The organism is Prauserella flavalba, assembly GCF_003202235.1.
Classification (GTDB): Bacteria; Actinomycetota; Actinomycetes; order Mycobacteriales; family Pseudonocardiaceae; genus Prauserella_A; species Prauserella_A flavalba.
In genome coordinates this window covers 944,371-958,470 of sequence record NZ_MASU01000005.1, presented here as the reverse complement: position 1 = coordinate 958,470, position 14,100 = coordinate 944,371, and the positions used below count along the sequence as shown (strand labels likewise).

At 72.6% G+C, this 14,100-nt stretch carries 17 protein-coding genes; 11 read left to right on the top strand and 6 right to left on the bottom strand.

Annotated features, from left to right (window positions below):
• Nucleotides 1-49 precede the first annotated feature (49 nt).
• The 4 genes from BA062_RS12010 to BA062_RS11995 all read left to right on the top strand — a co-directional run bounded on the left by BA062_RS12010 (nucleotide 50) and on the right by BA062_RS11995 (nucleotide 2,357).
• Complete coding sequence (locus BA062_RS12010; RefSeq protein ID WP_110336119.1) at nucleotides 50-379, top strand: ArsR/SmtB family transcription factor; 330 nt, start codon at nucleotides 50-52, stop codon at nucleotides 377-379.
• Complete coding sequence (locus BA062_RS12005) at nucleotides 376-849, top strand: SRPBCC family protein (RefSeq protein WP_110336118.1); 474 nt, start codon at nucleotides 376-378, stop codon at nucleotides 847-849. The genes BA062_RS12010 and BA062_RS12005 overlap by 4 nt, the downstream gene beginning before the upstream one ends.
• Nucleotides 846-1,316, top strand: coding sequence for a maleylpyruvate isomerase family mycothiol-dependent enzyme (locus tag BA062_RS12000; protein WP_342768900.1), 471 nt, complete (start codon nucleotides 846-848; stop codon nucleotides 1,314-1,316). The genes BA062_RS12005 and BA062_RS12000 overlap by 4 nt, the downstream gene beginning before the upstream one ends.
• Nucleotides 1,317-1,580: 264 nt before the next feature.
• Nucleotides 1,581-2,357, top strand: a complete 777-nt coding sequence (locus BA062_RS11995; RefSeq protein ID WP_110336117.1) for a class I SAM-dependent methyltransferase — start codon at nucleotides 1,581-1,583, stop codon at nucleotides 2,355-2,357.
• On the opposite strand, the gene BA062_RS11990 is transcribed toward BA062_RS11995, so the two are convergent.
• Nucleotides 2,314-3,162 (bottom strand): PaaX family transcriptional regulator, encoded by an 849-nt coding sequence (locus BA062_RS11990; protein ID WP_245959784.1) that lies wholly within the window; start codon nucleotides 3,160-3,162, stop codon nucleotides 2,314-2,316. The genes BA062_RS11995 and BA062_RS11990 overlap by 44 nt on opposite strands.
• An 81-nt stretch (nucleotides 3,163-3,243) precedes the next feature.
• Between BA062_RS11990 and BA062_RS11985 the strand changes: the two genes are divergently transcribed.
• The 5 genes from BA062_RS11985 (at nucleotide 3,244) to BA062_RS11965 (ending at nucleotide 7,265) form a co-directional block, all read left to right on the top strand.
• Complete coding sequence (locus BA062_RS11985) at nucleotides 3,244-3,702, top strand: hypothetical protein (RefSeq protein ID WP_146240026.1); 459 nt, start codon at nucleotides 3,244-3,246, stop codon at nucleotides 3,700-3,702.
• Entirely contained in the window at nucleotides 3,699-4,208 is a 510-nt protein-coding gene (locus tag BA062_RS11980) for an RDD family protein (RefSeq protein ID WP_110336115.1), read from the top strand. The genes BA062_RS11985 and BA062_RS11980 overlap by 4 nt, the downstream gene beginning before the upstream one ends.
• Complete coding sequence (locus tag BA062_RS11975; RefSeq protein ID WP_110336114.1) at nucleotides 4,205-5,392, top strand: cation:proton antiporter domain-containing protein; 1,188 nt, start codon at nucleotides 4,205-4,207, stop codon at nucleotides 5,390-5,392. The genes BA062_RS11980 and BA062_RS11975 overlap by 4 nt, the downstream gene beginning before the upstream one ends.
• A 71-nt stretch (nucleotides 5,393-5,463) precedes the next feature.
• Complete coding sequence (locus BA062_RS11970; RefSeq protein WP_110336113.1) at nucleotides 5,464-6,258, top strand: SDR family NAD(P)-dependent oxidoreductase; 795 nt, start codon at nucleotides 5,464-5,466, stop codon at nucleotides 6,256-6,258.
• 77 nt (nucleotides 6,259-6,335) lie between these two features.
• Nucleotides 6,336-7,265, top strand: coding sequence for an AEC family transporter (locus BA062_RS11965; protein ID WP_110336112.1), 930 nt, complete (start codon nucleotides 6,336-6,338; stop codon nucleotides 7,263-7,265).
• A 1-nt stretch (nucleotide 7,266) separates the two neighbouring features.
• Here the strand turns inward: BA062_RS11965 and BA062_RS11960 are convergent, their stop codons facing one another.
• Genes BA062_RS11960 through BA062_RS11945 form a run of 4 tightly spaced genes read right to left on the bottom strand, consistent with a single transcriptional unit; the run spans nucleotide 7,267 to nucleotide 10,980 of the window.
• Nucleotides 7,267-8,076, bottom strand: coding sequence for an IclR family transcriptional regulator domain-containing protein (locus BA062_RS11960; RefSeq protein WP_110336111.1), 810 nt, complete (start codon nucleotides 8,074-8,076; stop codon nucleotides 7,267-7,269).
• A gap of 41 nt (nucleotides 8,077-8,117) precedes the next feature.
• Nucleotides 8,118-9,599, bottom strand: coding sequence for an amidohydrolase family protein (locus BA062_RS11955; protein ID WP_110337270.1), 1,482 nt, complete (start codon nucleotides 9,597-9,599; stop codon nucleotides 8,118-8,120).
• A 5-nt stretch (nucleotides 9,600-9,604) separates the two neighbouring features.
• A complete protein-coding gene (locus BA062_RS11950; RefSeq protein ID WP_110336110.1) occupies nucleotides 9,605-10,120 on the bottom strand; it encodes a DoxX family protein in 516 nt (171 codons plus the stop codon).
• Nucleotides 10,117-10,980, bottom strand: a complete 864-nt coding sequence (locus BA062_RS11945; protein WP_110336109.1) for a dioxygenase family protein — start codon at nucleotides 10,978-10,980, stop codon at nucleotides 10,117-10,119. The genes BA062_RS11950 and BA062_RS11945 overlap by 4 nt, the downstream gene beginning before the upstream one ends.
• A gap of 128 nt (nucleotides 10,981-11,108) precedes the next feature.
• On the opposite strand from BA062_RS11945, the gene BA062_RS11940 reads away from it, so the two are divergent.
• Both BA062_RS11940 and BA062_RS11935 read left to right on the top strand, forming a co-directional pair.
• On the top strand, nucleotides 11,109-12,272 hold the full coding sequence (locus BA062_RS11940) for a CaiB/BaiF CoA transferase family protein (RefSeq protein WP_110336108.1): 1,164 nt from the start codon (nucleotides 11,109-11,111) through the stop codon (nucleotides 12,270-12,272).
• Nucleotides 12,269-13,057 (top strand): citryl-CoA lyase, encoded by a 789-nt coding sequence (locus BA062_RS11935; protein WP_110336107.1) that lies wholly within the window; start codon nucleotides 12,269-12,271, stop codon nucleotides 13,055-13,057. The genes BA062_RS11940 and BA062_RS11935 overlap by 4 nt, the downstream gene beginning before the upstream one ends.
• Here the strand turns inward: BA062_RS11935 and BA062_RS11930 are convergent.
• Nucleotides 13,039-13,887 carry an alpha/beta fold hydrolase gene (locus BA062_RS11930; RefSeq protein ID WP_110336106.1) on the bottom strand — a complete coding sequence of 283 codons (849 nt, stop codon included), beginning with the start codon at nucleotides 13,885-13,887 and terminating at the stop codon, nucleotides 13,039-13,041. The genes BA062_RS11935 and BA062_RS11930 overlap by 19 nt on opposite strands.
• Between the last annotated feature and the right edge of the window lie 213 nt (nucleotides 13,888-14,100).

Genomic DNA, 14,100 nt, shown 5'->3' with positions numbered 1-14,100 from the left:
TTCCGACGAACGGTTGACTGTGGCTTACCGTTCGTCCAGACTTACCGATATGCCCGTGTCCGCTTCCGCCGTACTCGACGCACTCGGTGACGCCAACCGGCGCGCCATCCTGGAGCTGCTGACCGGGGGAGCGATGGCCGTGGGGGTGCTGGCGGACCGGCTGCCGATCTCCCGTCCGGCCGTGTCCCAGCACCTGCGCGTCCTCAAGGAGGCCGGGCTGGTGACCGAGTCCTCGGCGGGCACGCGACGGCTGTACCGGATCGACCCCGCGGGGCTCGCGGTGGTGCGGGAGTACCTCGACGGGTTCTGGAAGAGCACACTTGACAACTTCGCGCGCCTCGCCGAAGCCGAGGGCGAGCGAGAGGAGCGACCGGCATGAGCGCCGAATCCGGCACGGAGATCATGGTCCACCGCCAGGTGAGCGTTCCCCTCACCCCGCAGCGGGCCTTCACGTTGTTCACGGCCAGGATGACCGAGTCCTGGCCCTCGGAGCATTCGATCGGATCCTCGGCACTCGCCGAGGTGGTGGTGGAGCCGCGCGAGGGCGGGCGCTGGTTCGAGCGGGGCGCAGACGGCTCCGAATGCGACTGGGGCCGCGTCGCCGAATGGGCGCCTCCCGGCCGCGTGGTGCTGCTGTGGCAGCTCGGCGCCGACTGGAGGCTCGACCCGGAGCTGGACACCGAGGTCGAGGTCACCTTCACCGAGGAGCCCGGCGGCCGGACCCGGCTCGAACTGCGGCACCGGCACCTGGAGCGCTACGGCGACCAGGCCGGGGCCACGTACGCGGTCTTCGACTCGCCAGGGGGCCGGGACGGCACGCTGCACGCGTCCGTGGAGCTGGCCGCGTGAGCGTGGACGTGCTGGCGCTGGCGCGCGCCGAACGTGCCGACCTCGCCGACCTGCTGGCGACGCTGACCCCGGGGCAGTGGGAGGCGCCGTCGTTGTGCGCGGGCTGGCGGGTCCGTGACGTGGTGGCCCACATGCTCAGCTACGAGGAGCTGGACGGCCGAGGGCTGCTGCGACGCCTCGCCAGGGGGCGTTTCACCCCGGGCCGCATCAACGCCGTCGGCCTCGCGGAGAACGCGGGGCGAGACCCGGAGGAACTGCGTGCCCTGCTCGCGCGGCACCTGACCCCGCGCGGCCTCACCGCGGCGTTCGGCGGCCGGATCGGTCTGGTCGACGGGCTCATTCACCACCAGGACATCCGCAGGCCGCTCGGGTTGCCGAGGGAGGTTCCGGGCGAACGGCTGCGGCCCCGCTGCCGTTCGCGTTGTACGCGCCCGTCATCCGAGGGGCGTTGCGAGCGCGGGGGCTGAGGCTGGTCGCGACGGACCTGGACTGGGCGCATGGCAGGGGACCGGAGGTGCGCGGCAAGGCCGAGGCGCTGCTGCTGGCGATCGCGGGGAGGGCGAGTGTGGTCGGCGAGCTCGCCGGTGAGGGGCAGGCCGAACTGGAGCGGCGCAGCCGAACCTGGTGAGTCCGGTGTATAACGCCCTATACGGCCCGGCCTTGTAGGGGCCTTCGGGCCCCGTCTCACGACGCGTTGTCGTCCGAAAAAGCGCAACGAGCAGGATGGGCACGTGACCGATGACGTGTGGGCGAGCCTGGCGGACCGGTTCGTCGAAGGGGCGTACGCGACGGCGAAGGGGAGGGTGCGCACCTACGTCCTCCACCAGCACCTGCTGGAGCACCTGCCGCCGCCACCGGCCGTTGTGCTCGACGTCGGCGGGGGAGCCGGACACCAGTCGCTCCCGCTGGCCCGCCTCGGTTACGACGTCGTGCTGCTCGACTCGTCGGAGGCGATGCTCGACGCCGCGCGGCAGCGCCTCGACGGCGAGCCCGGCGAGGTCCGTGAGCGCGTCCGTCTCGTGCTCGGTCGCGGCGAGGACGCGCCGGCGCTGACCCGGGGACGCCGGTTCGCGGCCGTGCTGTGTCACGGCGTGCTCATGTACCTGCCGGAGCCCGGTCCGATGATCGCATCGCTGGCCGCGTGCACGGCCGAGGGCGGCATCGTCTCGGTGATGGCGCTCAACGCGGCCACGCTGGCCGTGCGTCCCGCGCTGGAACAGCGGTGGGACGACGCGCTGGCGGCCTTCGATGCTCGCGGCGAGCGCGGGGTGCTGGGGCTGGACACCCGCGCCGACACCGTCGAGGAGCTGTCCGAGGTGTTCGCCACTCACGGGCTTCGCCCGCTGGCCTGGTACGGCGTGTGGCTGTTCACCGACTGGCTGGCACTCGACGCGGGCGATACAGGGCTGAGCACGATCGCCGACGTCGAACTCGAAGCGAGCCGACGCGACCCCTACCGGCGGCTCAGCCGGGTGTTCCATCTGGTCGGACGTCGAGCACGGCCATGACCTCGGCCGCGAGGCGGGCCGCGGGCTCCCGGAACCGGGCGTCGAGCCCGCGAAAGAGCGCCTCGGCCCTGATGGCGGGCCAGTCCCGGTCGAGGTGCTCGGCGGGCAGGTGCGGGTCGCGGCGCACCAGCTCGAGCCAGTCCGTGTGCAGCAGGAGCTGACGTGCGAGGTCGTCGGGTGCGTCCGCCAGTGGGTCCGGAACATCCCACCGCCGCAGGAAGGCGTGGTACCTCGCGGCGATCTCGGCGGTGTCGAACGCGCGGTGCACGAGGTCGGCCGACTCCGTCGGCTTCGCGTGCTGCGCGGTGAACACCGTGACGTGCTCGGTCAGGCCGAGCCGTTCCGCGATCGCGGCCGCGTCGTTGACGCCCGGGGCGATCCACAGGCCGTGCTGCAGCATGCCGAAGCCCGCCCACACGAGCTGTGAGCGCAGGTCGTGGCGGTCGCGCCAGCGCCCGTCGGGCAGCGAGAAACCCACGAGGGTCCAGGTGCCGTCCCAGTCACGGTTCACGGCGCCGGTGTCCCAGATCCGCCGTCGGCCGTCCTCGAGGACGCCGGTCGCGTGCGGGGTGAGTCCGAAGTAGACCCTGCGGCCCTCGCGGGTGCGCGTGAGCAGCCCTCGCCGTGCCATGCGGCTCAGCGTGGAGCGGACCGCCTCCTCGGACACGCCGACCCTGGCGAAGACCTCGATGACGCTGCCCGAGTAGACCGCGGTGCCGCGGCCGAGGAGGTAGAGCCCGAGGAAACTCAGCATCAGCGACTGCGGCCGCACCGGGTGCCCCTGACCGGCCGAACGTGCCCTCACCTGGACGAGCGTAGCCGCAGACCCGGGATCTCACCCTCGGGGAATGAGCCGCGCGGCCGCGCCGGCCGCCACGCTCCGGGGGTGACACAACAGCGGAGGCCGGTGGCAGCGGACCTGGCGGATGTCGCCCTTGGGCTCGCGATCGAGAGCGTTCGTGCCGGACTGCGTGCGGGTCGCGCGCTCGACCGGCTCGCCCGGCCGGTGGCCCGGCTCGTCCTGCGGCCGGCACACGCGCCGGGCAGGCACCTGCTCGCACTCGCCGAGACCGGTGCGCGCGGGCGGCAGCGGGTGCTGGCCGAGCTGACGGATGCCTACCGCAGGACCGTGCCGGTCGTCGCGGCGGACGTGGTGCGCCGGCTCGACCTCGCCACGCTGGCCACGCAGGTCGCCGCGGAGATCGACCTGCCGGAGATCATCCGGGTCTCCACCGGTTCCGTCACGGCCGAAACGGTGCGCGACGTGCGGGTCCAGGCGATGCGCGCGGACGAGGCCGTCGCGTACTGGGCGGGAAGGGCCGTGCGTCCCTGGCGCCGGGCATGACCGCCGAGCGGTCACGCGCGAGGCTCACCCCGGTGCCCGAGGAGGCCCGGTCGTGGCAGGGCAGGCCCGCGGGGCTGGTGAGCAGGACGCTCGCGTGCGCGCTCGACCTCGCCGTGGTGCTCACCGTGCTCGCCGGCGGCTACCTCGTCACCTCGGGCCTGATCTTCGTCGTCGACCCGGTGCGGTTCCGCTTTCCCTCGGTGTCGCGGCAGGCGCTCGTCGGTGCGGCGGCCGCGCTGCTGGTCGGCTACCTCGCCGGTTCCTGGCGGCTCGCCGGGCGGACGTACGGCGACCACGTGCTGGGGCTGCGGGTCGCTGGCAGCGGGGGACGGCGGCTGGGCTGGGCGCGCGCACTGGGGCGGGCGGCGCTGTGCACGGTGTTCCCTGCGGGCCTGCTCTGGGTGGCGGTGAGCCCGGCGCGGCGCTCGGTGCAGGACGTGCTCCTGCGCACGACGGTCGTCTACGACTGGAGCCCGCACTCGGGCGCGCCGGGTTCGCGATCATGAGCGGCTCGGCGGCCGCGACGGGAGCGATCGTGGCGGGCGCGGTGTTCGCGTGGGGGCTGGTGGGCGGCAGGCTGCAGCGTGCCGAGCTGACCGCTCCGCTGGTGTTCGTCGTGCTCGGCGGTCTGCTGGGCTCGGCGGTCGGGGTGTTCGACATCGAGGTGCACGAGTTCCGGCTGCTGATCGAGCTGACCCTGGCCTGGCTGCTGTTCTCGGATGCCTCGGCGATCCGGTTGGCGCAGCTGCGGCGGGAGGCCGGCTGGTACGCGCGGCTGCTCGGAGTCGGGTTGCCGCTCACGGTGGTGGGTGGCTGGCTAGTTGCGGAGTGGCTGCTGCCGGGCGCGGGAGGCTGGCTGGCCGTGCTCGTCGGAGCCGCGCTGGCGCCGACGGACGCCGCGCTCGGGCTGCCGGTGCTGACCGACCCCGCGGTGCCGCGGCGCATCCGCGGGGCCCTCAACGTGGAGAGCGGCCTCAACGACGGGATCGTGACGCCCGTGGTGATGGTCGCCATCGCGGGCGTCGCGGGGACGGGAGGCGGTGGCGTCGGCGCGGCGCTCGCCGACCTGGTGCTGGGCGGCGCCGTCGGTGCCGGGGCGGGCGCGGTGGGCGGCCTGCTCATCAGAAGGGCGCGCAGGCTGGACTGGGTTCCCGAGGGGTTCGCGGGGCCCGCGGTGCTGGCACTGGTGGTGGCCGCCTTCGCCGGTGCGGTCGCTGCCGGTGGCAACGGCTTCATCGCGGCGTTCGCCGCGGGGCTGGCGTTCGGCGGCACGGCGGGTTCCGAGCAGGTGAGGGACGTGCGGTTCGTCGAGCAGACCGGGGGACTGGCGGCGGTGCTCGTGTGGCTGCTGGCCGGTGCCGTCGCGTTCCCGATCGTGGCGGCGGGGCTCGGCTGGCAGGTGGTGGTCTACGCCGTACTGAGCCTGACGGTGCTGCGGATGGTGCCGGTGGCGCTGGCGTTGCTCGGGACGCGTCTGGACCGGGTGACCGTGTTGTTCGTCGGCTGGTTCGGTCCACGCGGGTTGCCGTCGATCATCTTCGCGTTGCTCGCGGTCGACGCGCTCGGCGATGTCGCCGACCCCGCCGTCGTGGCGATCGCGCTCACCGTGCTGTCGAGCGTGGTGGCCCACGGTCTCAGCGCCAGGCCGCTCGCGTCGCGTTACGGGGCCGCGGTGACGCGTGCGCCGTGAGCGGCGCTGCACCGGGTGGGGGCGAGACCTACGATGCGGAGGGGCAAGATCACGAAGGGGAGGAGCCGGGCATGCGGCTGGACCTGACGGGCAGGATCGCTCTGGTGACGGGGTCCACGCAGGGGATCGGCGCCGAGATCGCGGCGGGCCTCGCGCGGTCGGGCGCGCGGGTGGCGGTGAACGGCCGTGGCGCGGACTCGGTGGGGCGCGCCGTCGAGCGGTTGCGGTCCGAAGTGGACGGCGCGGACGTGGTGGGCGTGGCCGCCGATCTCGGGACCGGCGAGGGCGCGGAGCGCGTGCTCGCCGAGCTGCCGCGCGTGGACATCCTGGTGAACAACCTCGGAATCTTCGGTGCGAAGCCCGCGCTGGAGATCACCGACGAGGACTGGCGCCGCTATTTCGAGGTCAACGTGCTCGCCGCCGTGCGCTTGACCCGCGCGTACCTGCCGGGCATGACGGAGCGCGGCTGGGGCCGGATCCAGTACATCGCGAGCGACTCGGCGGTGGTGATCCCCGCCGAGATGATCCACTACGGCGTGTCGAAGACGGCGCTGCTGGCCGTGTCACGCGGGTTCGCGAAGGAGGCCGCCGGCACGGGTGTGACGGTGAACGCGGTGATCGCGGGACCGACGCACACCGGCGGTGTGGAGGAGTTCGTCTACCAGCTCGTGGACAGGGACCTGCCGTGGGCCGAGGCGCAGCGCGAGTTCATGCGCCTGCACCGGCCGCAGTCGCTGCTGCAGCGGCTGATCGAACCGGAGGAGATCGCGAACATGGTGGTGTACCTCAGTTCGGACCAGGCTTCGGCCACGACGGGCGCCGCGGTGCGGGTGGACGGCGGCTACGTCGACTCGATCGTGCCCTGACGGGCGGGGTCCTCACCGGACACCCGGTCCCGGTTGATCTCCGTCACAGCCGTACGGTTGGGTGACGTGACTGCACTGTGAACGGGGTGGCCCAGGGGTTCCTGGTCATCGGGGTCGTCGTACTGGTCGGCTACTTCGTGGGCCGTGCCGGCGTGCTCGGCCCGCACGCCACACAGGTGCTCTCCCGGACCGCGTTCTTCGTGGCGAGCCCCGCGTTGTTGTTCACCACGCTCGCCCGTGCCGATGTCGGTGCCGTGTTCTCCGAGGACCTCGTGGTCACGGCGGTCACGAGCACGCTCGCGTGCGCGCTGTTCCTGCCGGTGGGGTTGTTGCGGCGCAGGCCGGCGGGGGAGATCACCGTCGGGTCGATGGCCAGCGGGTACGTCAACGCGGGCAACCTCGGCCTGCCGATCGCGACGTACGTGTTCGGCGATGCCGCCGAGGTGGCGCCGGTCCTGTTGTTCCAGCTCGCGGTGCTGACGCCGCTGTTCACCACGGTGCTCGACGTGTTGTCCGAACGCGCCGACGGCACCCGGCCGCCGATCCTGCGCACGGTGACCGCGCCGCTGCGCAATCCGATCGCCGTGGCCACGGCGGCCGGGCTCGTGGTGTCCGCAACGGGTCTGGTGCCGCCGGATTCCGTGCTGGCGCCCGTGGAGCTGCTGGCCGATCTGGCGGTGCCGGGGATGCTGCTCGCGTTCGGGATCTCGCTGCGCTCGGCGGCGTGGCCGTTGCGCCGCAACGAGACGATGCCGCTGCTGTTGTCGGTGGTGCTGATCAAGAACGTGGTGCACCCGTTGCTGGCGGCCGGGCTGGGCTGGATGCTCGGGCTCGAGGGGGAGGCGCTGCTGGCGGTGGTGGTGTGCGCGGCGCTGCCCACGGCGCAGAACGTGTTCGGCTACGCCGTACGGTTCGACCAGGGCGTGACGCTCGGGCGGGACGCGGTCCTGCTCACCACGCTAGTGAGCATGCCCGTGATGATCCTGACCGTCGCCCTGCTCACGTAGGTCAGCTCGCCGGGCGGTTGACCGTCGCGATCGGACGGTCGGCGAAGGCCGCCCAGTCGGCGCTGATCGCGCTCGCGGTGCGCAGCAGAATCGGCAGGTGGTGGTCGACGAGGTGCTCGACCGTGGTCTCGGCGGCGTGCGCGTTGACGTTGACAGCCGCGACGGTGCGGCCGTTGCCGTCGCGGATGGGCGCGGCGACCGAGCGGATGCCGAGTGCGAGGTCCTGGTCGGTCACCGCCCAGCCCTTGGCGCGGGTGTCGCGCAGCACGGCGTCCAGCTCGGCCCGGCCGGGCTGCCAGCGTGGCTCGATGCCGGAGCGGCTGGGCGTCGCGAGCAGCTCGTCCAGCTCCTCCGGGTCGAGGGCCGCGAGGAGCACCTTGCCCAGCGAGGTCTGCACGGCGGGGAAGCGGGTGCCGATCGTGACGGCGAGCGTCACGAGCTTCGGAACGGCGACCCGTGCGACGTAGACGATGTCGGAGCCGTCGAGCTGGGCGATCGAGCAGGACTCGCCGGTGCGGTCGACGAGCGCGCGCAGGTGCGGCTCGGCCAGCTCCCACACGTTGCGGGAGCCGATGTAGGCCATACCCAGCTCCAGCACGCGCGGGGTGAGCGAGAACCCGTGCGGGCCACTGTGGACGTAGCCGAGCTCCTGCAGCGTGATCAGGATCCGGCGGGCGGTCGGCCTGGCGAGGCCCGTGGTGGTGGCGACCTCGCTCAGCGTCATGTGCGGCCTGCCCGGCTGGAATCCCCTGAGCACGTCGAGGCCGCGGGCGAGCGCCTCGATGAAGTCCGGGCCGGCGTCCCGGCGCATGTGCTGTCCCTTTCCGCGGAGAACGTGGTGCGCCTGAGACTCTAACCGGCCTGCGGCTGGTCGCCCCGGTGCACCGCGACGCCCGCGCCCTGGTAGTCGGTGTAGGTGTAGGGGTTGGCGATCACCTCGGTCTCCGGGATCTCCGGCGACATGCAGCCCTGCCAGTCGTCACCGATGCGCCCGCGGGCGTACTCGACGGTGGCGGTGACGGCGGTGCGGGCCTTCGCGAGGTCGCAGCCGATCAGCTCGTGGCGGTACTTCACCGCCCTGCCGTCGACGAGCACGGTGTGCACGTCTCCGCGGCCGGCTTGGTACACGACGTGGCCGTAGGGGTTGACGATCGGGAACATGGCGGGGGATCGGTCGTTTTTGATCAGCACCAGGTCGGCCTTCTTGCCGGGGGTGAGGGAGCCGAGCTCGGTGTCGAGGCCGAGTGCCCTGGCGCCGCCCATCGTCGCCCATTCGACGACGTGCTCCGCGCGCAGGCTGTTGTGCACCACGGTCTCCTGCTGGGCCTGCGCTTCGAGGTGCTCACGGGAGCGGTCGGCCGAGAGCGTGGCGCGCATGGCGGAGAAGAGGTCGGCGCTCCACCACACGCTCGTGTCCATGGAGATCGACACGGGGATGCCGTAGCGGCGCAGCCGCCAGCTCGGCGGGTAGCCCTGCCCGGCGCTCTGCTCGCTCTCGGTGGCGAGCGACACCGAGCCGCCGGTGGCGGCGATGCGCTGGTAGGAGTCCTCGCTGAGGCTGCACGCGTGGACGTAGGTGACGTCGGAGGTCATGAAGCCGTGCTCCCACATGAGCCGGATGCTGTCGTCGCCGGTGGCGCCCCACACCCCGGCGTGGGTGGTGACGGGCAGGTTCAGCTCGCGGGCGGCCTCGAACGCGCCCTTCTCGGGGAACGTGGCCTCGCCGGTGACGTCGAAGGCGAGCTGCAGGCGCAGCCGGTCGTCGGGGGAGCTGAAGTGGCGGTCGACGAACGCCCGGAACTCCGGCGCGTTCGCCCACTCCCAGGGCGCGCCCAGCAGGTTGCCGTAGGCGAGGACGAATCGGCCCGGCACGGCGCGCAACGCCTCCACCGCGGCGTCGCCGTGCTCGGGGGTCCGCAGGCCATGCGACCAGTCGACGGTGGTGGTGACGCCGGCGTCGAGCGACTCGATGGCGGAGGTGAGGTTGCCCGCGTAGATGTCCTCGGGCCGGAAGATCTTGCCCCAGTTGAGGTAGTAGAAGACGAAGTACTGGGTGAGCGTCCAGTCGGCGCCGAAGCCGCGCAGCGCGGTCTGCCACATGTGCCGGTGGGTGTCGATCATGCCGGGCAGCAGGATGCCGCCGGTGGCGTCGACCACCACGGCGTCCTGCGGGGCGTCCAGGCCCGTGCCGACGTGTTCGATGCGCTGTCCCCTCACCAGCACGTCGCCGCCGTCGAGTACGCCGAGCGCCGGGTCCATGGTCAGCACGGTCGCGTTGCGGAAGAGGATGGGACGGCCGGACGACAGCTCGCCGGGCGGTGGGGTGCTGGTCATGTCGTTCACCTCGTTGTGAGTGGGCCGCGGGCCCGCAGGACGCGGGCCCGCAGTGCGAGCGGGACGGAGGCGGCGGCGATGCCCGCGGCCAGCGCGGTGACGCCCCACCAGGGACCGGAGAGTGAGCCGAGCCCGAGCGCGTGGTCGAGTGACCAGGCGCCGGGGCCGCTGAAGGCGAGCACGGTGGCGAGTGCGCCGTAGCAGAAGGGCACCTCGCAGCCGCCCTTGACCGCCCAGAACCCGTTGGGTGCGGTGGCGACGGCGGCGACGGTCATCGTGCCGATCACGAGTGCGCAGCCGCCGGGTGTGAGCAGGCCCGTGGCGATCGACCCGGCGCCGAACAGCTCGGTGAGGCCGGCGACGACCACGAGCGGTCGCCCCGGCACGAACCCCCACTGCTCGAAGGTGGTGGCGGTACCCTGCCGCCCGGCGCCGCCGAACCAGCCGAGCAGCTTCTGGGTGCTGTGCCCGAACAGCAGCGCCGCCAGCAGGATGCGCAAGAGGAGCAGGGCGAGGTTCATGGCAGGCGTTCGAGCACGAAGTCGAACCGGGCGTGGAGGTAGGGCCGGTCGATGGTGCCGCCGTCGGGCGTGGGTCCGGCCTCGTGCTCGGTGAACGGGACGACGAGTGCGTCCTTGGTGCCGAACACGATGTCGCTGTCCAGGTAGTCGGCGCCCTCCTGGAACAGGTGGGTGATGAGGGTGGCGTAGCCGGGCTCGTCGAGCAGGAAGTGCACGTGGGCGGGCCGGAAGTGGCTGATGCCGGTGTTGCGGATGAGGTCGCCGACGGGGCCGTCCATCGGGATGGAGTAGCCGCGCGGGGCGATGGTGCGCACGCAGTAGGTGCCGTCGTCGCGGGCGCGGTACTTGGCGCGGAGCCTGGCCTCGTCGACCTCGGCGAGCTGCGCCTCGTAGTAGCCCTCGGCGTCGGCCTGCCACACGTCGAGCACGGCGCCGGGCACGGGGTTGCCGTCGGTGCCGGTGACCGTGCCGGTGATGAACAGCGGTGTTCCTGGCAGGCCGTCGGCCATGTCGTCGCCGAACTCGGCGGCGGGGGAGTCGTCGATGTGGAACGGGCCCAGCACGGTCGCGGGGGTGGCCTTGTCGGAGAAGCGGTTGTTGAGCTGGACGACGAGCATGCTCAGCCCGAGCACGTCGGAGGCGAGGATGAACTCCTGCCGCTTGTCGTCGCTGAGCTGTCCGGTGGCGGTGAGCCATTCGATCGCGGCCGCCCATTCGGACTCGGTGAGCCGGACCTCTCTGGCGAAGTCGTGCAGGTGCCGCACGAGCGCGGTCATCAGCTCGGCGAGCCGGGGCGAGCGGGCGGTGTTCCAGCGCTGCTGCGCGAGGTCGGTGATGTTGTCCTCGTTGACGAATGCCATCGCTCTCCTCGATCCGGCGACGGTGACGGCTTTTGCGGACGATGGTCCGCAGTGCGGACATTCTTCTCTTCCGGATGCCGCTAGGCAAGGTTTGACAGGAGTTGAAGCGGTAACGAACACTGGTCCGTATGGCGGACACCGATGTGCCCGGGGCCCTGAACGGGCTGCTGGTCGCCGACTTCTCCCGGATCCTCGCGGGCCCCTACGCCACGATGCTGCTGGGTGACCTCGGCGCCGAGGTGATCAAGGTCGAGGCCCCCGCGGGCGACGACACGCGCACGTGGGTGCCTCCCGAGCGCGACGGCGTCTCGACCTACTACCTGGGCATCAACCGCAACAAGCGTTCGATCGCGCTCGACCTGTCCGACGACGGCGACCGCGAGCTCGCTCGCAGGCTCGCCGCCCGGGCCGACGTGCTGATCGAGAACTTCAAGCCCGGAGGGCTGCGCCGTTTCGGGCTGGACTACGAGACGGTCAGCCGGGACAACCCGCGCCTCGTCTACGCCTCCATCAGCGGCTTCGGCACCGCCGGTGGGGCGGCGCTGCCCGGGTACGACCTGCTGGTGCAGGCGGCGTCGGGGCTGATGAGCCTCACCGGTGACCCGGACGGGCCGCCGTACCGGGCCGGGATCTCGGTGTTCGACGTGATGACCGGGATGCACGCGGCCATCGGCATCCTGGCCGCGCTCCACCACCGGCACGCGACGGGCGCCGGTCAGCACGTGGAGGTGAACCTGCTGTCCTCGGCGTTGTCCGGGCTGGTGAACCACACGTCGGCCTTCGTCGCGGGCGGGGTCGTGCCACACCGCATGGGCAACGCCCACCCGAGCCTGTTCCCGTACGAGCCGCTGCCCTGTGCCGACCGCGAGCTGATCGTGATCGCCGGCAACAACGGTCAGTTCCGCAGGCTCTGCACGGTGCTGGGGCTGCCGGAGCTGCCCGGAGACGAACGGTTCGCCACCAACGAGGCCCGCACCGCCAACCGGGAGCAGCTGCGGCCGCTGCTCGTGGCGAAACTGCGGGAACGCGGAGCCGACGAGTGGTTCAAGGAGCTCTCCGCGGCCGGTGTCCCGTGTGGACCGATCAACCACGTCGACGGCGGTGTGGCGCTGGCCCGCGAGCTGGGTCTCGACCCCGTCGTCGAGGTCGGAGACGGCGAGCGCGCGCTGCCGGTGATCCGCAGCCCGATCGGCCTCAGCGCCAGCGGGAGCAGGCACGTGCTGCCTCCGCCCACCCTGGACGAGCACGGCGCCGAGATCCGTGCGTGGCTCACCGAGGAGGAGACCCGTTGACCACCGAGCGCGGCTACCCGACATCGATCGGCACGTCCGACGCCGACTCGATCAGTCTGCTCGGCCACGACCTCGCCGGTGAGCTGATGGGCGAGACCGGCTTCGGTGAGCTGGCGTTCTGGCTGGCGAGCGGGCGACGGCCGGGCGCGGGGGAGGTGCGGGTGTTCGAGACCGTGCTCGTGGCGCTCGCCGACCACGGGTTCACGCCCACGGCCATCGCCGCGCGACTGACCCTGCACTCGGCGCCGGAGTCGATTCAGGGGGCGCTCGCGGCCGGCCTGCTCGGGGGTGGATCCCGGTTCCTCGGCGTCACCGAGGACACGGGCCGGTTTCTGGCCGAGACGCTCGCCTCCGCCGATCCGGCACCCGCGAGGGAGGCGGAGTTCGACGCGCTCGCCCGCACGGCGCTCGCCGAACGGAAGGCGCAGAAGCGGTTCGTGCCGGGACTCGGTCACCCGGTGCACAAGCTCCAGGACCCTCGCACACCGGTGCTCGTGCGCGTCGCGCACGAGGAAGGCACCTACGGCCCGCACCTGGCCCTGTTCGAGGCGATCGGGCGCGCGGCGCCCGACGTGCTCGGCAAACCGTTGCCGCTTAACGGTGCCGGGGTCTGCGGCGCCGCCCTCGCCGATTTGGGCCTGCCGGTCGAGCTGCTGCGCGGGGTCGCGTTGCTCGCCCGCACCGCGGGCCTGCTCGGGCACCTGGCGGAGGAGCTGCGCCGCCCGGTCGCGGGCGACGTCTACCTCGCCGTCGACCGCAACGCCCGCTACGTTCCCGGCTCCTGAGCGGCCGCGACGAGCTCCGCGAGCCGCTCCGGGTGCTCGTCGACGACGAGATGCCCCGCCGAGGGAACGATGTCGAGATCCACGCCGAGCGTTCCCCGCACGGCGGGCGCGAGCGTGCGGCCGGGAAGGAACACGTCGGACCCGCCCACCACCACGGTGCGTGGTACGTCGCGGCCCGCGACGGCGGTCTCGCCGGGGTCGGCGGTGGAGCGGACGTGGCGGGCCACCAGTGTCATCCACTCCACGAGCTCAGGGCGCGGCGTGTGCGCCGGACCGTGCATGAGCCGCAGCAGCCGGGCGCTCGCGGCGGGCGTGCGCCGGAGCACCCAGCCGGTGGAGGCGACGAGGACGGCCGGGGTGATCCGCAGCCGGGTCAGCCCGCCCGGCGAGACCAGCACCTGGTGCCGGACCAGGGACGAGCCGCAGGCGAGGGCGATCGCGGCGCCCAGCGAGTGGCCGAGCACGGTCACCGGTCCGCGTACGGTCTGTTCGATCAGCTCGGTCAGCCAGCGCCCGTACCAGCCGAGCCTGCCCGCGCGCGGAATCCGCTCGCCGCAGCTGAGGCCCGGCTGGCCGGGCAGATCGGCCACGAGGACCCGGCACCGTCGCGCCAGCGCCGTGGCGAGCGGGAGGTAGGCCGCCGCACCGAAGTTGGTGCCCGGCACGAGCAGCACCGTGTGTTCGCCCCGGCCGGCGGTGACCAGGTGCGTGGTGGCTCCGTGCGCGACGGTCGTCTCGCGTCGGTGGGCGGCAGGCCACCGGTCGAACCGCTCGTGGCACCACGCGGCGATGGCCTCCCGGCCCGCCGGTGTGCGGTAGATCGAGGTCACGTCAGCCTCGCTCGCCGAGCCGGGACGTGCCCCGCTGCCGGTCGAGATACCGGGCCATCAGCTCCCAGTACACGAGCAGCAACGCCAGCTCGTTGGAATGCCCGGCGAAGCCTGGCCAGCCTGGTCGAGGGGGCGGTGTCCATGCCTGTGTTCCTTCCCGGGCGCCGATCGCTCACTTCACGCCGACCAGACTTCCCGGCACACCGGCGATCA